Annotated in this window: 19 protein-coding genes; 11 read left to right on the top strand and 8 right to left on the bottom strand. The window is 53.8% G+C overall.

The features are described 5' to 3' along the window. Positions 1-167 precede the first annotated feature (167 nt). From HEQ60_RS10870 to HEQ60_RS05925, 3 genes are read left to right on the top strand one after another with little or no spacing between them, the layout of a single operon-like run. A complete protein-coding gene (locus tag HEQ60_RS10870) occupies positions 168-767 on the top strand; it encodes a GDP-mannose 4,6-dehydratase (protein ID WP_322099300.1) in 600 nt (199 codons plus the stop codon). Then, positions 671-2,125, top strand: a complete 1,455-nt coding sequence (locus tag HEQ60_RS05930) for an NAD-dependent succinate-semialdehyde dehydrogenase (RefSeq protein WP_322099302.1) — start codon at positions 671-673, stop codon at positions 2,123-2,125. Before HEQ60_RS10870 ends, HEQ60_RS05930 begins: the two co-directional genes overlap by 97 nt. Next, positions 2,122-3,498 carry an aminotransferase gene (locus HEQ60_RS05925; RefSeq protein WP_168070526.1) on the top strand — a complete coding sequence of 459 codons (1,377 nt, stop codon included), beginning with the start codon at positions 2,122-2,124 and terminating at the stop codon, positions 3,496-3,498. Before HEQ60_RS05930 ends, HEQ60_RS05925 begins: the two co-directional genes overlap by 4 nt. Here the strand turns inward: HEQ60_RS05925 and betA are convergent. Next, positions 3,407-5,152 carry a choline dehydrogenase gene (betA, locus tag HEQ60_RS05920; protein WP_168070524.1) on the bottom strand — a complete coding sequence of 582 codons (1,746 nt, stop codon included), beginning with the start codon at positions 5,150-5,152 and terminating at the stop codon, positions 3,407-3,409. The two genes, HEQ60_RS05925 and betA, sit on opposite strands and share 92 nt — an antisense overlap. Before the next feature lie 30 nt (positions 5,153-5,182). Next, a complete protein-coding gene (betB, locus tag HEQ60_RS05915; protein WP_168070522.1) occupies positions 5,183-6,685 on the bottom strand; it encodes a betaine-aldehyde dehydrogenase in 1,503 nt (500 codons plus the stop codon). Positions 6,686-6,813: 128 nt separating this feature from the next. Between betB and HEQ60_RS05910 the strand changes: the two genes are divergently transcribed. The 5 genes from HEQ60_RS05910 to HEQ60_RS05890 all read left to right on the top strand — a co-directional run bounded on the left by HEQ60_RS05910 (position 6,814) and on the right by HEQ60_RS05890 (position 14,786). Further along, positions 6,814-8,379, top strand: coding sequence for a BCCT family transporter (locus HEQ60_RS05910; RefSeq protein WP_168070520.1), 1,566 nt, complete (start codon positions 6,814-6,816; stop codon positions 8,377-8,379). Then, on the top strand, positions 8,376-9,260 hold the full coding sequence (gene rfbA, locus HEQ60_RS05905; RefSeq protein WP_168070518.1) for a glucose-1-phosphate thymidylyltransferase RfbA: 885 nt from the start codon (positions 8,376-8,378) through the stop codon (positions 9,258-9,260). The genes HEQ60_RS05910 and rfbA overlap by 4 nt, the downstream gene beginning before the upstream one ends. A gap of 212 nt (positions 9,261-9,472) precedes the next feature. Continuing rightward, on the top strand, positions 9,473-11,224 hold the full coding sequence (locus tag HEQ60_RS05900) for a type I secretion system permease/ATPase (RefSeq protein WP_168070516.1): 1,752 nt from the start codon (positions 9,473-9,475) through the stop codon (positions 11,222-11,224). Between the two features lie 6 nt (positions 11,225-11,230). Further along, on the top strand, positions 11,231-12,658 hold the full coding sequence (locus HEQ60_RS05895) for an HlyD family type I secretion periplasmic adaptor subunit (protein WP_168070514.1): 1,428 nt from the start codon (positions 11,231-11,233) through the stop codon (positions 12,656-12,658). 541 nt (positions 12,659-13,199) lie between these two features. Next, positions 13,200-14,786, top strand: a complete 1,587-nt coding sequence (locus tag HEQ60_RS05890) for an autotransporter domain-containing protein (protein ID WP_168070512.1) — start codon at positions 13,200-13,202, stop codon at positions 14,784-14,786. A 51-nt stretch (positions 14,787-14,837) separates the two neighbouring features. Here the strand turns inward: HEQ60_RS05890 and HEQ60_RS05885 are convergent, their stop codons facing one another. The 6 genes from HEQ60_RS05885 to HEQ60_RS05860 all read right to left on the bottom strand — a co-directional run bounded on the left by HEQ60_RS05885 (position 14,838) and on the right by HEQ60_RS05860 (position 20,327). Further along, positions 14,838-15,593 (bottom strand): hypothetical protein, encoded by a 756-nt coding sequence (locus tag HEQ60_RS05885; protein ID WP_168070509.1) that lies wholly within the window; start codon positions 15,591-15,593, stop codon positions 14,838-14,840. A gap of 35 nt (positions 15,594-15,628) precedes the next feature. Next, a complete protein-coding gene (locus tag HEQ60_RS05880; protein ID WP_168070507.1) occupies positions 15,629-16,381 on the bottom strand; it encodes an RING finger protein in 753 nt (250 codons plus the stop codon). 24 nt (positions 16,382-16,405) lie between these two features. Further along, positions 16,406-17,455, bottom strand: a complete 1,050-nt coding sequence (locus HEQ60_RS05875; RefSeq protein ID WP_168070505.1) for a hypothetical protein — start codon at positions 17,453-17,455, stop codon at positions 16,406-16,408. Positions 17,456-17,658: 203 nt separating this feature from the next. Then, entirely contained in the window at positions 17,659-18,630 is a 972-nt protein-coding gene (gene rocF / locus HEQ60_RS05870; protein WP_168070503.1) for an arginase, read from the bottom strand. Positions 18,631-18,645: 15 nt separating this feature from the next. Further along, entirely contained in the window at positions 18,646-19,728 is a 1,083-nt protein-coding gene (locus HEQ60_RS05865; RefSeq protein WP_168070501.1) for an ornithine cyclodeaminase, read from the bottom strand. A gap of 179 nt (positions 19,729-19,907) precedes the next feature. Continuing rightward, complete coding sequence (locus tag HEQ60_RS05860) at positions 19,908-20,327, bottom strand: hypothetical protein (RefSeq protein ID WP_168070499.1); 420 nt, start codon at positions 20,325-20,327, stop codon at positions 19,908-19,910. A 223-nt stretch (positions 20,328-20,550) separates the two neighbouring features. Between HEQ60_RS05860 and HEQ60_RS05855 the strand changes: the two genes are divergently transcribed. The 3 genes from HEQ60_RS05855 to HEQ60_RS05845 all read left to right on the top strand — a co-directional run bounded on the left by HEQ60_RS05855 (position 20,551) and on the right by HEQ60_RS05845 (position 22,995). After that, positions 20,551-21,621, top strand: coding sequence for an AAA family ATPase (locus HEQ60_RS05855; RefSeq protein ID WP_168070497.1), 1,071 nt, complete (start codon positions 20,551-20,553; stop codon positions 21,619-21,621). Positions 21,622-21,625: 4 nt separating this feature from the next. Further along, complete coding sequence (locus HEQ60_RS05850; protein WP_168070494.1) at positions 21,626-22,522, top strand: ParB/RepB/Spo0J family partition protein; 897 nt, start codon at positions 21,626-21,628, stop codon at positions 22,520-22,522. A gap of 134 nt (positions 22,523-22,656) precedes the next feature. Beyond that, entirely contained in the window at positions 22,657-22,995 is a 339-nt protein-coding gene (locus tag HEQ60_RS05845; protein ID WP_167805507.1) for a P-II family nitrogen regulator, read from the top strand. Positions 22,996-23,037: the final 42 nt, after the last annotated feature.

Raw genomic sequence — 23,037 nt, 5'->3', positions numbered from 1 at the left:
GGTTCCGGCAAATGCAGTGGGTTGATGGTGATGTACCGTATCAACATTCTACACGAGTTGTCTGGCTGCAAAGAACGACAAATTTCATGATCTAAGATAGAGAAATGCGAGTATTTTCGCGTTACTATGATTGCGTTATTGTGTTGGTGCAAAAAGGAAAGATGCGAGTGGTCCGTCGTATCGGAGCAAGACGAGTTCTGGTAACCGGAGGAGCCGGATTTCTGGGAGTGCATCTGTGTACACAGTTGTTGCGACAAGGCTGCGAGGTCTTGTGTGTAGACAGTTTTCTAACCGGGCACCGCCCTGCTGTTGATCATATTCTGGGTGATCTGCATTTCACGGTTATGCACCATGATATTACGTTGCCTCTGTCTGTTGATGTCGACGAGATCTACAATCTTGCATGCCCTGCCTCGCCTGTTTATTACCAGCGCGATCCTGTGCTCACGATCAAGGCCTGTGTGCTGGGGGCAATCAGCCAGAATATTACGCGGGCCCGAAACATTCTGGGGTGGGAGCCTACGGTATCTCTTGAGGATGGGTTGCGTGAGACCATAGACTGGTTCCGTCACTCTCTGGATTATAACCAATCCCGGTGCCTCGGGTGGGTCAGTGTTTGTTCCGGTAGACGAGAAAGCGCATGGTGGTTCCAACTCTTCATAATCCAGGCCTGCTTCGCCGTAATGGCTTTATTGGTGGTGCCTGGAAGCCTTCGATCAGTGGCCGTGTGTTCCCTGTCGTTGATCCGGCAGATCAGTCTGTTCTAGTTGAGGTCGCGGATATGGGGGCTCAGGATGCGCTTGACGCTATCACTGCTGCCCAAGATGCGCAGGAGGCATGGAAGCAACACCCTGCTGCCGAGCGTGCCGACGTGCTGCGTGCATGGTTTGAGCTGATCATCCGTTCCCGCGACGATTTGGCTCTGTTGATGACAGCAGAGCAGGGAAAGCCTGTGGCTGAGGCGCGGGGTGAGGTAAACTATGCCGCCAGTTTTGTCCAATGGTTTGCCGAGGAAGCGCGCCGGGCCTATGGAGATATTATCCCCTCTCCGTTGCGTGATCGGCGTCTTCTTGTTCTGAAGGAACCGATTGGTGTTGTGGCCGCCATTACACCGTGGAATTTTCCGGCTGCGATGATAACCCGCAAATGTGCGCCAGCCTTGGCAGCCGGCTGTTCTGTGGTGATCAAGCCTGCCGGTGAGACCCCCCTTTCGGCACTGGCATTGGCTGCGCTGGCTGAGCAAGCTGGTTTCCCACCCGGCGTCCTGAATGTTCTCCCCTCTTCACGCAGTGCCGAGATCGGGGCCGTCCTGACCCGCGATTCTCGTGTGCGAAAGTTGTCGTTTACGGGCTCAACCAGGATTGGAAAGATTCTGATGCAGCAGTGTGCAGAGACGGTGAAGAAGGTATCGCTGGAGCTGGGTGGAAATGCTCCGTTCATCGTGTTTGATGACGCGAATCTGGATGCTGCTGTTGCAGGTGCCTTGGCATCAAAGTATCGTAATACAGGCCAAACCTGTGTGTGTGCCAACCGTTTCCTGGTCCAGGAGGGGATCTATCCATCTTTTGCGGAGCGCTTTGCAAAGGCTGTTGGGGGTTTGCGTGTCGGGCCTGGTACGGCAGAGGGAGTATCCCAAGGACCTCTGATTACGATGGAGGCCCTGCAGAAGGTTGAAGGCTTGGTCAATGAAGCCAAGGCCCAAGGGGCCCGCGTTCTGGTTGGTGGTGCGCGCCATGCCTTGGGAGGAACATTCTTCGAGCCTACCGTTCTGGGTGATGTCCAGCCTTCCATGCGTGCTGTATCCGAGGAAATCTTCGGGCCCGTTGCCTCCTTGATCCGGTTCCGGGACGAGATGGAGGCCATTCGTATGGCCAATGACACGCCCTTTGGGCTTGCAGCCTATTTTTATACTCGCGATATCGGGCGCATCTGGCGTGTGTCCGAAGCTCTGGAGTACGGTATCATTGGTATCAACGAGGGGATTGTCTCGACCGAAGTGGCACCGTTTGGCGGGATGAAAGAGTCTGGTATCGGGCGTGAGGGGTCGCGTTATGGTCTGGATGAATTCATGGAGATCAAGTACCTCTGCCTTGGTGGCTTACAGGGCCAGGGGGACCTGCCATGATTTCCAATACCTTGCGTGATGCGGATCTGCGTCACGTTCTGCACCCCTATACCAATCTGGTTGTACATGAAAAGAAGGGGCCCTTTGTCATTGTCCGTGGCGAGGGTGTCCGCGTGTTTGACGAGGCGGGGAAGGAATATATTGAGGGAATGTCAGGGTTATGGTGCGCTTCCCTCGGGTTTACCCAGCCCCGGCTTCGTGATGCAGCTGTGCGCCAAATGGATACCCTGCCCTTCTTCCATCAGTTTGCATCCAAGTCCCATCCTCCTGGTATCCGTCTTGCGGAACGCCTGGTTACCATGGCTCCGGTTCCGATGGCGCGGGTTTTCTTTGCCAATTCTGGCTCCGAGGCCAACGATACGGTTGTCAAGATTGTTCGCTACATCAACTATGTCATGGGACGTCCGCACAAGAAGAAGATGATATCCCGCCATCGCGCCTATCATGGTGTGACGCTGGCATCTGCTAGTCTGACCGGCCTGCCCGCGAATCACCGGGCTTTTGACCTGCCCATGCCCGGTGTTTTGCATGCCACGTGCCCGCACTTTTACCGCGAAGCCTCCCCTGACGAGGATGAAGGCCGGTTTGTTGAGCGGCTGGGGATGGAGCTGGAGCAGATGATCCAGTCTGAAGGGCCGGATACCATTGCTGCTTTCTTTGCCGAGCCTGTGATGGGGGCCGGCGGTGTTATTATTCCGCCGGCTGGATACTTTCCCAGAATCCAGGCCATTCTCGACAAGTACGATATTTTGTTGGTTGCTGACGAGGTTATCTGTGGTTTTGGCCGTACCGGGAACCCGTGGGGCAGCCAAACTTTTGGTCTGAAGCCCGACATCATCACATCGGCCAAGGCGCTGTCGGCGGCGTGGATGCCTATAGCGGCCGTCATGGTCAGCCAGAAAGTTTGGGAGCCCCTGCAACGCGGTGCCGGAGAGATTGGCACCTTTGGCCATGGCTTCACATATTCGGGGCACCCCGTTGCAGCGGCCGTTGCGCTTGAGGCACTGGATATCTATGAGCAGGACGGTATTTTTGAGCGTGTTGGTTCTCTTTCAGGCCGTTTTCTTGCCCATCTGCACGCCTTTTCAGATCATCCTCTGATTGGTCACGTCCGGGGTGTTGGTTTGATTGGTGCCCTTGAACTGGTTGCGGACAAGGAGACTCGTATACCTTTCGATCCCGCTCATGCTATGGCTGCCTCTCTGGTTAATGCGTGTCAGGAGGAAGGGTTGATCCTGCGCGCTTTGGCGGGTGATATCGTTGCGTTCTGTCCGCCGCTGGTTATATCCCCGGATGATCTGGATGTGATGTTTGAACGATTCCGGCGGGCTCTGGATCGCTGGACCTTGCAGATCCGTCCATCGCCTTTCTGAGTTCGGGACAGGTGTGGAATGTGGCCTTGCTTGCGGGCAAAGCTGTTCTTCCCCGCATGCTGTCGGCGATCTTTTCCGCCATCATGATGGTTGTTGCGTTCAGGTTACCGGTGATGATCTGTGGCATGATCGATGCATCAACGACCCGCAGACCCTGTAGACCATGCACCCTGCCCTGCCCGTCCACCACGGCGAGATCATCGTTGCCCATACGGCAGGTTCCACACGGGTGATAGGCTGTTTCGGCATTCCTGCGTACGAAGTCATCCATGGAACGGTCATTGTCAACACCGGGTCCGGGGCTTATCTCTTCGCCCCGGCAGAAATCAAGGGCCGGCTGGCTCATGATATGGCGGGTAATTCGTATAGCGTCACGGAATTCCTCCCAATCCTGTTTTGAGCTCATGTAGTTGAAAACAATGCCGGGAGGTGCGACTGGATCTCTGGATGTAATGTATACCCTGCCCCGGCTGGGAGAGCGCATGGAGCCGACATGGGCCTGAAATCCATGTGCTTTGAATGCACTGCGGCCATCATAGCGGATGGCTAAGGGCAGAAAGTGGTACTGTATGTTTGGCCACAGGAATCCGGTGTTGGAGCGTATGAAACCCCCGGCTTCAAAGTGGTTGCTTGCACCAATCCCATCTCCCATGAAAAGCCAGCGTGCACCGATGCCCGGCCAGTTGCGCCATTGCAGAGCCGGGTACAGGGAGATGGGTTGGGTACAACTGTATTGCATGTATATCTCAAGATGGTCCTGAAGGTTTTCCCCTACGCCGGGAAGGTCCTCCACGACCGGAATACCGATGGAACCAAGCAGGGAAGAGGAGCCGACACCTGATCGCTGCAGGATCTGGGGGGATCCAATGGCGCCTGCACACACAACAATCTCACGCCGTGTCCTGATGGTAACAGGTGCGGGGTTCGTCTTGTGTAATAGCTGAATACCTACAGCCCGTTGACCGGAAAACAGGATGCGGTCGACCAGTGTTCCGGTCATGATGTGGAGGTTCCGGCGATGGCTTGCTTGATCCAGCCACCCCCGGGATGTGCTGCAGCGTCGGCCACGAGCGGTGACGGTCCGGTCCATTGGGCCGAAGCCTTCCTGCTGATACCCGTTCAGATCATCTGTTCGTGGATACCCTGCCTGTACGGCAGCTTCTACTATGGCGGCGAACAGGGGATTGTTGTCAGGCTTTGGCGTTGTGACATGCAGTGGACCTGCGTCACCATGGTAGTCATTGGCGCCTGTATCGCGGGTCTCGGACTTGCGAAAATACGGCAGACAGTGTTGGTATGACCAGTCAGCAAGTCCCGGTTGGCTGGCCCAGGTATTGAAATCCATTGGATTTCCGCGGATATAACACATGCCATTGATCAGGGATGATCCCCCCAAACCCTTGCCGCGACTGCAATCCATGCGACGGTCGTCCATGTATGGTTCCGGGTCGGTTCTATAGCCCCAGTTGTAGCGGTCTCCCTGCAAGGGCCAGGCTAGCGCTGCCGGCATCTGGGTCCGGATGTCCATGCGCCAGTCTGGTCCTCCTGCCTCAACCAAAAGAACCTGACGGTTTTTGTCCTCGCTGAGGCGGGCTGCCAGTACGGCACCGGCGGAACCAGCGCCAATAATGATGTCATCAACCTCGTCGAGCATGAGCCCCCTTCCCCGTATGATTACCGTGCTTCAGAAAGCCGGGTTGAAGCGACCCATCTCAACCTGAATCGATTTGACACGTGTGTGCCGCAGCAGTGTTTCCAAGCCATTTTCGAAACCAATGCCGGATTGATGGAATCCACCTGCGGGCATAGCTGCCGGAGATTCGCCCCATGTGTTGATCCAGCAGATCCCAGCCTCCAGAGCATGGGTCATGCGGTGGGCGCGCGCAAGATCCGGTGTCACGACACCGGCAGCAAGACCATAGGGCGTTGCATTCGCGCGACCTATCACCTCCTCTTCGGTGTCGTATGTCAGGATGCCCATGACCGGGCCAAAGATTTCCTCTTGGGCTATCGTCATTGCATCTTCAACATTTGTGAAAACGGTTGGCTCGACAAAAAAGCCACGGTCGAAGGGAGGGGTAGTCATGCGGTTGCCCCCATAGAGGAGTCGTGCTCCCTCTCTTTGCCCCTTGTCGATCAACCTCAGAACTTTTTCCATGTGCTCCAAGCTGATCAGGGAGCCAAAGTTTACGTCCGGTGTCAGTGGATGCCCGGGGCGTATGGACCGGACACGTTCCAGGATTCGGTGTTCGATCTCTTCCTTCAGACAGTGAGGGACAAATACACGGGTTCCGTTTGTGCAGACTTGTCCGCTGCTGAAGAAATTTGCGGTCACAGCAATGGCGGCTGCTAGGTCAGGGTCTGCATCGGAGGCAACAATCAGGGGCGATTTACCACCCAGTTCCATGGTGATGTCTTTCAGGGTTGCGGCAGCCGCGGCCATAACGGTCCGCCCGGTCCGGGTTCCGCCCGTAAAGGATACCTTGGCAATGGCAGGATGCCCTGCAAGCCATTGCCCCACATCCGGTCCAGTGCCGTTCACGACATTGAAGACACCATCGGGGAGCCCGGATTCGGTATAGATAGCGGCGAGTTGAAGGGCACCAAGCGGTGTCAGCTCGCTGGGCTTGAAGATCATGGCATTGCCTGCGGCCAAGGCTGGAGCTGATTTCCACACGGCAATCTGGAGCGGGTAATTCCACGCACCAATGCCGGCAATGACGCCCAGGGGTTCCCGTCGCGTATAGACAAAACTGTCCCGTCGCAGGGGGATTTGTGACCCTTCCAAGGTGGGTATCAGCCCGGCATAGTACTCCAGAACCTCAGCACCGCTTGCAATGTCAACCGTGCGTGTTTCCGAGAGGGGGCGTCCTGTATCAAGTGCCTCGATCAGGGCCAGCTCATCGTTTCGGTCACGCAGGATGCGGGCTGCACGCATCAGGACACGGGTTCGCTCTGTTGTGCTCTTCTCAGCCCACACTTTTTGCCCTTCCACGGCGGATTGTACCGCTCGGTCCACGTCAGGGCGGTCAGCGCAATGAACCGCAGCGAGCTGTTCACCATCAGCAGGGCATGTTGTAATGATCCGTTGTCCAGATCCTTCTGTGCCGTTGCGTCCGTTGATATAGAGGCCTTGTTCTCCGAAGCGGAAAGCAGACGGCGTGTTCTGGCGTTTAAAGGCAGTCATCGAGATGTCCAGCCAATGAGGTCCTTGATTATTTACGAGAACGCAATTAGCGTTGACAACTATAAATCGTAATTCTGTGTGGGTCGTTGTACCTGCTTCCGGGGACAGCAAAAGAGGGAACGGACTTGATGAGCGGTGTCTTTCCCGCTGAAGCGCGTCTGACGGCCCGTGTCAATGTACCTGTCTTTGGTGGTGCTGCAGTCCTGACAGGTGTTTTTGTCCTTTTCCTCCTGCTGTTCCCGGAGCGCTCTGGCCTTCTGATGGAAGAGATCCGCCTTTGGGTCTGTCAGACCTTGGGCTGGTATTACATGCTGGTCACGGCAACATGCCTTTTCTTTGTTCTCTGGTTGGCCTGCTCCCGGTTCGGGGGGCTTTGCCTGGGGCGTGACGGCGAAGAACCCGAGTTCGGTTTCTTGTCTTGGTCGGGTATGTTGTTTTCATCCGGGATTGGTGTATCGCTACTCTACTTTGCCGTTTCCGAGCCAGTTGACCATTTTCTCAGACCGCCCGAGGGTATGCCATCAACGCCACAGGCCGCACGCCAGGCCATGCAGCTGACGTTTCTGCACTGGGGTCTGCATGGTTGGGCCATGTATGCGCTGGTTGGTATTGCTGTTGGTTATGGTGTCTGGCGTCACCGTTATCCGCTGGCCTTGCGCACGGCCTTGATCCCTGTGCTTGGGGAGGCCCGCGCCAATGGTTGGGGCGGTCATTTGCTTGATGCTTTTGGTATCCTGGTCACAATCCCCGGCCTGGTCACCAACCTGATTATTGGCGCGATGTTGGTTGCATCCGGATCTGGTTATCTTTTGGGGATGGATCCTTCCCGGACCATGTTGACGGCTATCGTTCTTCTTATGAGTGGGTGTGCAGCGTTTATTGCTGTGGTTGGCGTGCGAAGGGGTATCTCGCGGGTTTCCAACCTTAATATTGTCTTGTTTCTTGTCCTGCTTGGGCTTGTGCTCCTGCACGGTGATGTTGCCATGATTCTGGGGCGGTTTGTCCAGAATATGGGCGATTATCTGGATGGCCTCCTCCTCAAGACGTTTGATCTATATGCCTACGCAGAGCCTGTAGAAGGGTACGGGTATGACGGATGGGTTGGTCGCTGGACGGTTTTCTTCTGGGCCTGGTGGATGTCGTGGGCTCCTTTTGTTGGCCTGTTTATTGCGCGTATTTCAAGAGGGCGTACAGTTCGTGAGGTTGTGCTGGGGGTACTGTCCATTCCTCTGATTTGTACGTTTGCCTTTCATGCTGTCCTCGGCAACATGGCTTTGGATCTTGTTATGAGTGGGGCTGATGGGCTGGCCTCTGTTGCCCTGAAACAGGCGGATATGTCCTTGTATGTTTTTCTGCAGCATTACCCTTTTTCAGGGCCCATGATTTTCTTTGCTGTTGTTACATGCTTTGTCCTGTTCCTGACGCCGGCCGAATCAGGTGCCATCATGTTGGCGGACTTGTCCCGTCTGGGCGGGCAAATAGGGCGCGACGCTTCGATGTGGCTTCGTCTGTTCTGGTCTTTGGTCGTAACATTGGTGGCTTTGGGTTTATTATTTGCCGGTGACTTCGTGGCCATGCAGGCGACAGTTGTTCTGGCGGCCCTGCCGTTTTCGTGTGTGCTGTTTCTTTTTCTTGTCGGGTTGATGCGGTGGATGCAGAACGACCTGGGTGGTGTGGTACGGGGGGAATCATGAAGGGGATCATTCTGGCAGGGGGGACCGGATCCAGACTTTATCCGGCAACAAAAGCCATCTCCAAACAGGCACTGCCTGTCTACGACAAGCCGATGATCTATTATTCGCTTAGCACACTGATGCTGGCGGGGCTTCGTGAGATCTTGGTTATCACAACTCCGCGAGACTCAGGGGTGTTCCGTGCTCTTCTAGGTGATGGAAGGAAGTGGGGCATAGCGATAGAGTATGCCGAACAGGAAAAGCCTGGTGGGCTGGCGCAAGCCTTTTTGATTGGGGCAGATTTTATTGGCGACAACAACTGCGCCCTGATTCTGGGTGATAACATTTTTCATGGTCATGGACTGGGTGACACGCTGCGTCGCGCCGTTGACAGAACATTCAATGGTCTTCATGGAGCAACGGTCTTTGCGTATCACGTTGCAGACCCGTCTCGTTACGGCGTGATTACCATGGACGGGAATGGCCAAGCTGTTTCAATCGAAGAGAAGCCATCCAAGCCCAAATCCCACTGGGCTGTCACGGGGCTCTATTTCTATGACAGCCGGGTGATCGATGTGGCTTCAACGCTCAAGCCAAGCGCACGTGGTGAGCTTGAGATAACAGATATTAATACGTGGTACCTGCGTGATGGAACCTTGGCTGTCGAAACCATGGGGAGAGGATACGCGTGGTTCGATACCGGGACTCATGAGAGCCTGCTGGAGGCCAGCTCCTATGTTCATACGATCGACAAACGTCAGGGCTTCAAGGTTGCCTGTCCGGAAGAAGTTGCATTCCGTATGGGTTATATTGACTCTGCTCAACTCAATCTTTTAGCGTGTGAGCTTGGGGGTAGCAGTTATGGGCAATATCTTGCGGATATTGTCGCAAAAGACGCCTGAAGAATTGCAACTATCAATCTTAAGTACAAACTAGCAGCACAATCAAAAGATGCTTGCATGCTATTTTCTCTTGCAATTTTCGGTATTGTTGGGCCTTCTATTTACACAGCGCCGTGCTTTTGTTGTCGGGCGGGGGCAGGTGTTGCGTTCGTCTTTGCGTCGTTCCTTGGGGGAGACGCTCTTCCAACTGTTGGTGTGCGGAGTGTCGTTCTGTGGATTTTTCAGCGCGGTTACCTTTTTCTGGCGGCAAGGCACCGGCCACAGATCTTGACAAGGCCTTGAGAAGTGCTCGTGGCGGGTTCTATGCCACGGCGGGATTTAGTTTTTTTATCAATCTGCTCCTCTTTGTTTCACCCATCTATATGCTTCAGGTTTACGATCGCGTTCTCAGCAGCCGGTCGACGCCGACCTTGGTCATGATTACCCTCGCCGCTCTTTTTGCGCTTGTGGTGATGGCCGTTTTGGAAGCTATTCGTTCACGTGTCCTTGTTCGTACAGGCCTGCAAATTGACCGCGCCCTGAACCGCAGGGTTTTTGCAGCTGTTTTCCGTCATACCGTGCGTCATCCCGAAGGCAGTCAGTCGCAAGCCTTGCGTGATATCGACAGTTTGCGGGAATTCCTGACAGGCCCCGGGCTTCTCGCCTTTTGTGATGCGCCTTGGGTTCCCCTGTTCCTTGGGCTTTGTTTTGTCATGCACCCGATGATTGGCTTGGTTGCCCTTGTTGGTGCCATCGTTATTTTTGGGTTGGCGTTGGCAAATAATCTGGTTACCAGAACACCTCTCAAGGATGCATCTGCGCAGTCGATTGCGGCCAGTCGCTTTGTCTCCGGGTCGTTGCGTAATGCCGAAGTATTGCAGGCCATGGGTATGCTTGGCCCGCTTCTGGATCGCTGGTTGGTCAAGCACCGTGGTGTCTTGTCCTGCCAGGCCCGTGCATCCGATGCGGCATCGGCTCTTTTGGCTGTATCAAAGGCTTTTCGTCTTGCGTTGCAGACCGCGATCCTTGGCGTTGGGGCATGGTTGGCCATACAGAATGAAATAAGCCCCGGGATGATGATTGCGGCTTCGATTATCATGGGGCGTGCGTTGTCGCCCGTCGAGCTGGCGGTAGCCAACTGGAAAGGATTCCTGAACGCACGATCTGCCTTTGACCGCGTTCAGACCTTGTTGCGCTCTACCCCTGAAGACAAGGAGCGGATGGCTCTTCCCCGTCCTGATGGCCGGGTGTCCCTGCAGGGGGTATTTGTGGTGCCTCCGGGGTCCAGCCAGCCGGTTCTGCGTGGTGTCTCCTTTGATCTTGATCCCGGTGATGTTCTGGGGGTGATCGGGCCATCGGCAGCTGGGAAGTCAACGTTGGCACGGGTTTTGGTTGGTGTGTGGCAGGCTCAGCAGGGAACGGTCCGTCTGGATGGCAATGATATTCGTACGTGGGACCAGGAAGCGCTTGGGCCTCATCTGGGGTACCTGCCACAGGATGTCGAGCTGTTTGGTGGTTCTGTTGCTGAGAACATTGCACGTTTCGGAGACATCGATTCCGGGCGCGTGATTGAGGCGGCAACACGTGCGGGTGTTCATGAAATGATCCAGAAACTGCCGGAGGGGTATGACACACCTGTCGGGACCGGTGGCATGGCTCTCTCCGGCGGGCAACGGCAGAGAATTGCCTTGGCCCGCGCTTTGTATAACAACCCTGCTTTTGTCGTGATGGATGAACCCAATGCCAGCCTGGATAATGATGGAGAGGCCGCTCTTATGGCTGCCATTCAGGTTATGAAGCAGGCCGGCCAAACTGTGGTTATCATTACGCACAAGCCATCTGTCCTCCAGGTAGTGGACAAGGTGTTGGTATTGCGCGGTGGCACTGTTGAAATGATGGGTCCCCGTTCCGAAGTCTTGGCTCGCTTTGTGCGACCGACGGCTGTCTCTCCCAATGCGGCTTCATCCGCTTCATCTCTGGCTTGATAACACATGAATGCCGTGAACAACCCTAATCCTGTACCACCCAAAGACCAACCTGGTCCGGCACCCGTACCTGCCTTGGAGGCCCCTCCCCCTGTGCCCGTGGTTGCTGCTCCGGGAGGGAGTGGTTCCGGTGGTATGATGGACGCATTTGAGACGCCCATGCAACCAGCTAGAATCGGCTGGATTGTTGTTGGTCTGTTCTTTGGTGTTCTAGGAACGTGGAGTGCGGTTGCACCCTTGGCTTCTGCTGTGGTTGCCCCAGGTACGGTTGTGGTCGAGAGCAATCGTAAGGCAATCCAGCACCTGGAAGGTGGTATTGTATCCGAGATTCTGGTGCGCGATGGCGATGTGGTGCAGGGGGGAGATGTTCTTCTGCGTCTGGAGCAAACGCAAGCCAAAGCCAATGCAGACATGCTGATGAACCAGTATTACAACCATCGTGCGGTTGAGGCCCGTTTGCAGGCTGAATTGGAAGGATATGAACGGATCGAGTTTCCGGCGGACCTTTTATCAGTAGCGTGGAAACAATCATCTATTCAGGGAATTCTTGATGGTCAGGTGCGCCAGTTTGATGAGCGGCGCCGTTCTCTCGATAATCAGGTTTCTATTCTTCAGGCTCGTATTGAACAGTATCATCAGGAAATTGAGGGCCTGAAAGTACAGAAGAAATCTGGTGACCGACAGGTGGCTATTTACAAGGATGAGCTTGTCGGCCTGCGTGAGCTGTATGAGAAAGGGTGGTATCCGCGCACTCGTATTCTGTCCATGGAGCGCGAGGTTGCGCGGCTTCAGGGCGACATCGGTGCCCAAGTGGCTTCTGTCGCGCGCGCAGAGAAGGGTATTGGGGAAGCTGAGCTGCAGATTATACAAACCCGGCAGCGATTCAAGGAAGAAGCGGTCTCCCAGCTGCGGGATATTCAGCAGCAACTTGCCGACCTGAAAGAACGTGGCACCGTCGCGACCAATATCCTGGAGCGGACAGAGATCAAGGCGTCCCAGGATGGCGTTGTCCAGAATCTGAAGGTACACACAGTTGCCGGGGTGGTGCGTCCGGGGGAAACCCTGATGGAAATTGTTCCGGAGAAAGACCGCTTGGTGATTGATGCAGAGGTTTCCCCAGTTGACATTGACTCCGTGCATGCAGGACAGGATGCCGAGGTTCGCTTCTCATCCTTCCAGTCACGTTCCATTCCGACCATTACGGGAACTGTTTTGACTGTTTCCGCAGACCGTTTGATTGATGAGCGCATGGGGATTCCTTACTACACTGTTCGTGTTGAGGTCCCGGAGGCCGAGTTGGTGAAGCTGGGTGACAATCGTCTCCAGGCAGGTATGCCTGCCGAGGTTTTGATCCAGACCGGAGAACGTACAGTTCTTGATTATTTTATCAGACCGCTGCGTGATTCCATGACACGTGCAATGGTCGAGAAATAACAATCTCCCCAAGTTTTGGGCCCCCATCCTCTGTTCTAGGAGTGATGGGGGCATTTTTATGCTGTCCTATCTCTGGCCAAAATACTGCCTATATTTTGCGGATCAGCCACTCATTGTCTTGCTAGAGCAAGCGCTGTTCGTATCATGTTTGTGCGTTTATTTCTGCATTCTTGCCAAATTTGATTCCCCTCTTAAGTGTTTCATTTCAGACATGTCTATCTTAAAGTGCTGCCCGGGGGGTGGGTAGCTACGGTGTGAGCGGTCCGTCTGGTGCTGAAAAGAAGACACAAAGGGGGCGTGTGTGTTCAGGGCAAGATTTGTTTTTGCGGCTTTCTTGGCTGTAGGATCTTCCTGTGCGTATGGGGCGAATGTTGTTACTGTATTCACCCTTGATAACGGTATTGCTGGGGTTGAGTCAGGCCAATTTAGCATTGGAAGTCCCACACTGGCTGAGGTTAATAATTTATCCGGAAGTGGAAACAGTTTTCATTATTGGTTGCAATTCTTCGAGCCATCACTGAGCAGTACATATATATTCGGTATGTCGTCTGCCCCTATCGATACGGTATTAGTTCTGTATCAGGGAGCTTTTGATCCCCTTAACCCGAGCGTTAATGCTCTGGCTTTGAATGATGACTATGAGAATGTGCGGCCAGATGGTGTGACTGTCACAACATGCGGTGATCAAGCGACAACGTGTCCGCAGCTCACGCAAGGTCTGCTACAAGGGACACGATATACCGTTGTTGTCACAACCTATTCAGCCGCTACGCCTATTCCACCACCTATCACCTTTTATGTGTACGGAGAGCCTATAGGTGTTGGTGGTGAGCCACCGGTTGATTCTGGCTCTGGCGGCGGTTCGACGGACACAGGCGGTGGCAGCTCCGGTGGCTCTGGCGGCGGTTCGACGGACACAGGCGGTGGCAGCTCCGGTGGCTCTGGCGGTGGTTCGACGGATACAGGCGGTGGCAGCTCCGGTGGCTCTGGCGGTGGTTCGACGGATACAGGCGGTGGAGGCTCCTTCCCTTCTCTGTCCGACGTTCTGGCGGGGCAAGGCAGTTCGCCTGCCCTTGGAGTTGCCCAAGTTATTGAGCGTACTACAAAGTTAAAGGCCTTGTTTGTTGTTTCTGGTTTCACAACCAATCAGCAGGTTGTTCGCGCTGTTTCCCAGACCCTACCTCTGTTGACAGGTGGTTCCATTATGGCAACGCAGTCTTCTCTATCAGGGATTAACAAGATTATTCAGGCACGTATTGACAGTAACAGAGGGCTGTCTTCGGGGGATGGTTTTTTTGAAGATCGTTACATCTGGATGAAGCCGTTTGGTTCGTGGGCACGTCAAAATGACCACAAGGGCGTTGCTGGATACAGGATGGATGCGCATGGTTTGGTCGCTGGCATTGATGGTGCCGTTTCTCCTGCCTTGCGCTTTGGGCTTGCCTTTGCCTATGCGGATGTAAGAATCAAGAACAACAGAGTTCTCGCTCCCCAGAAACTCGATATTGCAACCCACCAATTGGTGGCTTATGGAAGCTACAATATTGATCACAGGACAGAATTAAATGTTCAGGCAGATATCGGTCTCAACCGGAATAAGGGAAACAGGGCGATAGAGTTTACGGCCTCCCAAGCATCCTCTTCCTACCAGAGTCAGGTTGCACATGCGGGTACAGGTATTGGCCGATCCTACCCCGTTGGGGCGGGGTGGTCTTTTAGTCCATCTGTTCGTGCTGACTATACCTGGATACGTGACAGTTCTTATATGGAAACCGGTGCTGGGATTCTGAATCTGGATGTAAAGTCTCGTAGCGCAAAGTCATTCCTGATGAGCACTGATAGTAAGATATCGTATCATGTCAGTGATGCTGTAACGCTGACGGGGCAGTTGGGTCTGGGATATGATGCCTTCAACGAGCGTTCATCGATTACGGCTACATTTGCAGGAGAGCCGGGCTCTTCTTTTATCACCTATGGAACACCAGCCGTTCCCTGGGTGACAACAGCAGGCCTGGGGATGCGCTATAGAACGGATGAAGGCATGGAAATAACTGGGCGCTATGACAGCGAGTATCGAGGCGGCTTTTCAAGCCAGTCGGCGTCAATAAAGGTGCGCTGGACCTTCTGAATGATCTGCCTGCCCCCAAGAGGATCAAGGACCTCTTGGGGGCATTAAGCCTTAGGGTACCAGATTATGGCGGTGCTCTTCCTCTTCTTCTCGTTGTTTCTCTTCGCGTTCCATTCGTATCTTTTTGCTTGTTTCTACCAGTTTCTCTTTGCTTCCCAGCAGGCGCGCATATAGTTCATTGAATTTAAATTCAAAGAAAATCCAGTTATGGTGAGCGAAGAGAGAAAGCCTACCCGACATTTTGTCTATCTTATCTTCTATAAAATCAATGTCATTCTCTTTCTGTTCAAGGTCTTCGAGAGTGTATGATCTTTCCTCAATCCCACTCTGTATTTCCTGTGTCATATTCTCTGCTTCGTTGATCATATCCTGATAATACTTCAGGCTTAGTTCTTCATTTGTTGGGTCCAATATTTGGGCATCTGGGACCATGTCATGAGCATCAGAAAGAATGGACATAAGTGTCCCTCCTTCCTCTTCACTCTGATATACGCTCTGCTCTACTGCTGCGTCATTATCATCGGGGAATGTTATTATTTTATTTTGTTGGACGTAGTTGGCAACTTCCAGAAGAGTGTCTGTGTCGACGGTTGTCCTGCAAACAGGGCACCTTGGAGGCAATTTGTAGTCATCCTCGGGGGTGGGAAATGACAGGACCGCGCATGTGACATGGATAGGGTAAAGATTTGGCGCACCATGTCCACAGGGTAGTCGGAGGAACTCCCCGCCGCTGCCGCCCATGCAGATGGTACACTCGTCCGGAGGTGTATGAGGATCTGTGTCAAAACCGTTCCATATTCTTTTCATTGTGTAGCCCTTGCGCAAGATGGTTTTATACTTTTTCAAGCAACGTGATGGGCGTGGCTCTGCTCTTCGGTCTCGCGTTGCTTTTGTTCGCGTTCTTTTGTCAGCCGTTCGCGCGATTCCTGTAGCTGTGTTCTGAGGCCGGAGAGTCTGTTATAGATTTCCTCGAAATTGCCGCCAACAATTGCCCAGCCGGCATGATCCAGAAGTGCTATGCGCCCTGATCGTTCCAGCAGATGGCCATCAAGATCTTGGAGCTCAAGTATCTTTTGGTCAATCTCTGCCAAGGTATAGGTATGTTCTTCGATACTGTTATTTATACTGTTTATGAGTTCTTCTGCGATTTGTGATAGGTGGTCGTAGTAAGAAGGGCTTGTTTCTTGGTCGCTTGGTTCAATTATTCCGCCGGGTATCACCTCATGAGCTTCTGTTAAAAGGGATAAGAAACCTCTCCTTTGTTCTACAGTCTGGCACGGTGGCTGGCTGATCGCGATGTCATCTTCGCTCGGGAAGGTGATAGCCTTGTCTTGGCGAATGTAGTCAGCAACCTCTGTCAGGGTTTCTGTATCAATGCCTCCTCTGCAGACCGGGCATCGAGGGGCTTGCGCTGTCGTGCTCGCGACGGGAACCAATGATCGGATCATGCATTCGACGTGCAGGGGGTAACTTTCCGGGCCGCCATGTCCACAGGGCAGTCGGATAAAATTTCCGCCAATGGCACCCGCACAGACGACACACGTATCGGGTAACGTATGAGGGTTTGTATCAAAACCATTCCATATAGAAGGCATAACACTTCCATTCATGTTGTTTTGTCAGTTGGGCTCAACCAAGGCGGGCCGTCTCTGAACGGCAGCTGGTCCTGTTACTGCCTGGACTTGTTCGGAGATGTCGTGTGTGAGTTGGGCTGCGGGAGTATCCGGGCGTATGACGCTGCCCCGAATGATAGCAGCCAGATCCAGGTCATAGGTTGCGCTTGACTTGAAGGTTTCGCTCCATATTTGATGGTGCCCTTCTGTCGGGGCCCAGTCCGGCTGCGCGATCAGCGCACATTTCCAGTTCAGGCTTTGGACAAAACGCACAGGCAACGTTCCCTTTTTCACAAGGGACAGGTCAAAACGCCACGCAATGGCAGTATTGTACTGCATGGTGCTTCTGGAAAGCATGGCCGTTTCCTTGCACAAGCTTGGGGGCCAATCGCTTTCATAGGCCTGCTGCCACCAGCTGAAGTCATCAGACCCAAGGTTGGTAATATCGTAAGGAGCCTGTTGATGCCAGAACCAGCGACCGGTGTTAGACACGGGCTCTGTCCGTTCTTCGACGCCCCAGTCTTTGATCGAATAGCTGTCTGATTTCCATAACTGGAAGGACTCAGAATGCGAATATCCAAGATTAACACCGCCTCCGGGGCCTTGTGCTGATGCACTGGCGCCAACACCGATGCTGATCGTGTCGTCAACGCTTGTAACCGTCATGTCCTGCCGGTCATGGACTTGGTTGACTGTGCTGGGTGAGCTTTTGACCCAGTTGACACCGGAATCAAAGGGCTGGCCTGTTTCTGGGTTCAGAATCTGAATGGCGTTTTCAAATCCATATTGGAAGGGGCCTTCAGTGTAGCGTCTGGACGAATGATAGGCATCGCCCGGGCTGAGAAGGCCGCTTTCGCAATATACGGCATAGATACCATCAAAGCCGTGTGACGCTTCACGATAGACGTAGAAATCGGAATTGACGCGCAGTTGGTTGCATGTGTTGCGCGGTTGGTTATAGGGCTTGAAGTTCCATTCCTTGCTGTATGAGAACCGCTTGATGCCGTACATTGCGCCATCGATTTCGGGGGCCATGGAGGCTTTGTCTGAACTCATGAAATTAACCGCCATCTTGCTGCAGAAAGAACGATATATTATCGACTTGGGATCGGCGGGTGGTAGTGTTACAAGCTATGTAGTGGCAAGAGAGTTTTTCTCATCTGTACAAGATGAGTTGGAGTGAGCGGGTTTCTTTACCTATAAAAAAAATCCCGGAGTAGTCCGGGATTTTTTTATTATGCGGTGTTATTGGTCCTGGCTTATTCTGCCGCGGCTCGTGTTCCGAAATATTGTTTCCCTGTGCGGGCAACGCGTACCAAGGTGCTTTTGCCGAACAAGCTTTCGACGAGATCCACGGCCAAGTCTGCGGTCATGTTACGGTGATCAAGGGCAGGATTCAGTTCGACGATATCCAGTGACCCCAGGCGCCCTGTATCAGCGATCATTTCCATGCATAAGCGAGCCTCACGGTAGTTGGGGCCGCCGCGAACGGTTGTTCCAACGCCGGGCGCAATGTCGGGATCCAGAAAGTCAACATCAAAGCTGACGTGTATGTGCGTGTGTTGGTCGATGCCGCTCAGGGCTTGTTCCATGACATGGCGCATACCCATTTCGCCGATGCAGCGCATGTCAAATACTTCCAGCCCGACGCTGCGGACAAAATGTTTTTCCCCGTCATCGACGCTGCGTATCCCGATTTGACGAACCTGATCTGGTCGGATTGCCGGTGAGTGTCCCCCGATGCCAGTCAGTTCGTCTGGTCCGTATCCACACAGACAGGCCACCGGCATACCGTGAATGTTGCCTGTGGGGGTTAGGTCTGCGGTGTTGAAATCGGCGTGAGCATCCAGCCACAGGATGCGCAGTTCCTTACCTGTTTCACGACAGTGTTTGGCAACAGCGCTGATTGATCCAATGCCCAGGCAATGATCACCCCCCAGTACCACAGGCATGCGTCCGTCCTGTATTTCCTGGTAGACGGCCTCATGGAGGACCTTATTCCAGGCAATCACTTCTTCGAGGTGCCTGAAGCCACCGACAGGTGGAGATCCCGGGTTGGGTGGTCCCTGCAGGTTGCCGCAGTCCTTTACATCAACCCCGCACCGTTGCAGCTTTTCAACAAGTCCGGCCACGCGCAGGGCTTCTGGCCCCATGGATGCCCCGCGCACGCCTGCGCCGACATCTGTCGGGGTACCAATCAGACTGACGTCAGGCAAGAAAAGGTGACTCATTGGCTGTCTCCGGTTTCAATATGCCACAACGTCACGCAATGGACGGGTCTGACCAGCATTCTTTTCATACGCAAAACCAAAAAGATTCCGGGGGTCCTCAAGAGAAGGAACAAGCGAGATAGATTCACACAGGTCCAGTGTGGTTGCGACATCACGCATGAAGCGCAACGCCGAGAAATCTTCAAGCGCAAAACCGACAGAGTCGAAAATAGTCACATCGTCGAGTGATTGCCTACCGGGCGCGTGACCCGCCAGAACCCGCCATATTTCCGTCACCGGGAAGTCCGGTGGCATCTGCTGCACATCACCTTCAACGCGGGACTGGGGCTCGTATTCTACAAAAACACGAGCACTTCTCAGGACATCGCAATGCAGTTCCGTTTTTCCAGGGCAGTCACCGCCAACACCGTTGATGTGCATGCCAGGCTCAATCATATCGGGTGTTATGATTGTGGCATTTGTTTTATCGGCTGTAACCGTTGTTACGATATCTGTGCCCTGTACAGCATCACATGTGGAGGAAAATGCCTGACTCTCAAGGCCAAGCTGGTCCAGATTGTGTTGCAGTTTAGTCATTGCAGATGGATCGATATCATACAGATGAAAACGTTTTACCCCCAGAAGATGGCTGAAAGCCAATGCCTGGAACTCGCTCTGGGCACCGTTGCCGATCAGGGCCATGCTTTTGGGTTGCGGCTTTGCAAGTGCTTTTGCGGCAACGGCTGACATGGCTGCGGTACGCATGGCTGTTGTCAGCGTCAGTTCGCTTAGCAGCTCCGGGGTCCCGGTTTCCACATCGGACAGAACGCCAAAAGCCATAACAGTTGAAAGCCCGAAACGGCTGTTCCGGGGATGCCCATTAACATATTTGAAGGTATAGGTTTCCTTGTCTGCAATTGGCATTAGCTCAATGACGCCATCGTCGGAGTGACTGGCAACCCGGGCGGTTTTGTCAAAGTCTTCCCACCGCAGAAAATCTTCGCTGATGTACTGCGCAATCCCTTCTATGCACGCTGCCGCCCCCTTCTTTTTCATGATGGCGGCCACACCCTCGACGCTTAGGAACAGTGTGCGGGCGGGGGTGATATTTTTCAGCATGCATAAGTCTCCAAGGAACCATGATGCTTTTATTGTGGACCAAGGAGGTGTCAGAAAGAACGGTCAAGTTTGTCAGTATTCTTCCTGTTTTTGCTCATTATGTAAGTCTGATAAAGCAGATTGTTCTTTTGTTCAGTGCACAATAGACTTTCCGGGGCCCTTCCCTGCCGTTTTGTCTGTCAAGGAAAGCCATCATCAACCCCATCAACAAAGAGTTCCCCGCGCAGGATGCTGTTGCGGACTGTTTCCAGTCCCTGTTCAGCCTCGGCAAGAGCGTTCCGCAAATGTCCAAGCTCGTCGTGTTGTCCCGGGCGGGGTGTTCCCCGTGCTTTTCCTGAGTCCAGAACAGCAGACAGGTAGCGAGCCTTCAGATCAGCCGCCCTGTGTACCAAGGCGTCAATTTCTTCAGGGCGTACAACCCCGATCAGGGAGGCTATACGTTGACGGTTGGCATCTTGGCACTGCTCGCCGACAGTTCTGGCAAATAATTTTGCGCTTATGAGGGATTGATCATGATGTCTTGGGGAGGCAAAAGTGTGTTGTGTCTTGTTTGTGGTAAAGGAGGTTTCAGGCAGGTCGGCAACGTTGAGAAAGGGCATGGCAGGCTCCCGGTCCCTGAGGCATGTTCCTTCACCAAGCACGTCTTGTGCCAAATCGTCTGCCTGCACCAGTGGGTCTGAGGCATCGGATCCGGTCGGCAAATTTTGCCTGGTTCTCTTGCTGTTCCGGTGAAAGTTGCCGCCTGTCGCGAACTGGTGACCTGCGAACCATTGTATTTTTCCAAATTGATGGTTGCCAGTCTTTATCTGGCCGGACATATTGATGAAAACATCAACTCCGGGGGATCTTATGGACCTCAGTGCCGATGTCCTGCGTGATATTCGTAAACGTAGAGGACAAACCCAGGCTGAGTTTGCGGCCTTCTTGAACAAGGAGCTGAGCCGCAATTATTCCCCGCCGATGATCAGTCGGTGGGAGCAGGGAAAAGAACCGGTTCCCTCCATCGTGCGCTTGTTTCTGGTTGGCAGTTCTGCAACGGTACAGGAACCGGTGTGCGAGCAGCCTCTGGTGTTGGCCTTGGCCAACCAGAAGGGTGGCGTTGCCAAGACAACAAGTTCCATTAATATTGCGTGGGCGTTGGCTCGTGCCGGTCACGCAACGTTGTTGGTTGATTTTGATCACCAGAGCAATGCGACAGCGGGCTTGGGGCTGAATAACTATGAACTGGATGCATCGGGGCGGACCATTGCATCCGTGATGCTGGATAATCTTCCGGTCAACGATGCCGTGGTGCGTGTGCGCGATGATATTCCGCTTTTCCTTTTGCCCGGTGGGTCCCGTTTGGCCGAGGCTGATCTTGTTCTGACCCGTGAAATTGGTGGTGAATGGGTTTTGAAAGAAACACTGGCCCCGCTTGCCGGTCGTTTTTCCTTCATTGTGATTGACTGCGGTCCCCATTTGGGGCCCACAACGGTTAATGCATTGACGGCTGCTGACTACGTTTTGATACCGTCAGACCCAACGCCGTGGTCCACGCGCGGTATTCCCCTTATTCTCAGGGCCATAGACCGGATCCGGCGGCGCATACGCCCTGGGCTTGAGATTCTTGGGATTCTGCCGACACGGGTTGACCCCCGTCTTGTTCAGGATCGGGAGACCATGCAAGAGCTGCATGACATCTTTGGGTCGGCTGTTCCGATCCTCGATCCGGTTATCAGCACTACGTACTACAATCATGCGGCTGCTGCCGGGCAACCGATCCTGGAGTTATATCCCGGTGCACGGGGCGTGTCTGTTTATGTGGACCTGGCGGAGAACTTGATTGCGCTGGCAGCAGCTCGCCATGTTTCCGTGCCGCCTGTCCCGGCTCATCCTGTTCCTGCGGAGACCTGAGTCCATGTCGCGCAAGATGCCACCCCGTACGACAACAGGACACGTTTCGTCCTTGATGACGTCATTCTTTTCTGGGGAAAGCAGGGTCAGTACCCTTGCCTTGACGTCCATCGTTCCCAACCCGGATCAGCCGCGGTCATTTTTTGACGATGATGATCTGGCAGCATTGGCCTCTTCTATCCAGCGTCTTGGGTTGCTGCAGCCGGTTCTGGTTTCGGCCCCCGGTCCAGATGGGAAACATATCCTGTATGCGGGGGAACGCCGGTGGCGGGCCTGCCGTCTACTGGGGCATCACGAAATCAAGGCCATTATTATTTCCGGAGATCCGGCAGAAATAGCATTGGTCGAGAATGTTGTCCGTGTTGATCTCGATATGGTGGAACTAGCTCGTGGCTGTGAGCGGCTGATGAACCGGCATGGCTATACCCAAGGGCAGGTTGCCGAGATCCTCGGTCGCTCACAATCCGAGATCAGCCGAACCCTGAATATCCTCTCTTTGCCGGAGGATATTTTGCAGGCGGTGCCATCGGTCTCGAACAAGATCAGCAAAAGTACCCTGTTTGCGCTTGCTGATCTTGGGGATGAACAGGCCGCGCGTGTTGCCTGGGGCAGGATCGTTACGACAGGAATGACGGTTAGTGAGCTTCGGGCGATGAAGATCGACCTGAATACTCCGTCCGCGAAGCCAGAGCAAAAGAGCACAAAAGAAGCTGGTACAGCTTCGGCGACCAAGGTTTTGCTTCCGGCATTGAAGCAGATTGCCCGACTTCAGGTCAGCCCTGGATCCCTTGATCACGAGGATATTAAGCGCTTGCACGCCCTGCGTGATGCTCTGGATCAGCTGCTGGGCACTCTTCCCGGTCCGGCCGGGCATGAATCGCCCCTATGCGATATCGCATAAGATGGTGTTGCCCCATTGCGGGGATTGAAAGTTGTGATAGCGACATGTATTTTCTATTTATGTGGTCGCAGATCTTCCATGCATAAGCGTCTGTCTGTTGTCTGCATTTTGGTTTGAAGTGTGATGAAAACATGATGAAGAAGATAGAAGCCATCATAAAGCCCTTCAAACTGGATGAAGTGCGTGAGGCTTTGGGGGATATCGGCCTTCAGGGGATTACGGTGACGGAGGTCAAGGGGTTTGGACGCCAGAAAGGCCATACAGAGCTGTACCGGGGGGCCGAGTATGTGGTGGATTTTCTGCCAAAAGTCAAAATAGAGATGGTTCTTGAGGAAAGTCGCGTTGAGCAGGCGATAGCGGTCATTCAACAGGCTGCAAGGACTGGACGTATCGGTGATGGCAAGATTTTTATTCTGCCGGTCGAGGACGCCATTCGTGTCCGGACCGGGGAACGCGGGCCAGACGCTGTCTGAGTGATGTGTGGTTTTGTGTGGCATACGCAATGGGACCGAGGG

The organism is Haematospirillum sp. H1815 (assembly GCF_012102705.1).
GTDB lineage: Bacteria > Pseudomonadota > Alphaproteobacteria > Rhodospirillales > Rhodospirillaceae > Haematospirillum.
This window is presented reverse-complemented; position numbering and strand designations above follow the sequence as displayed.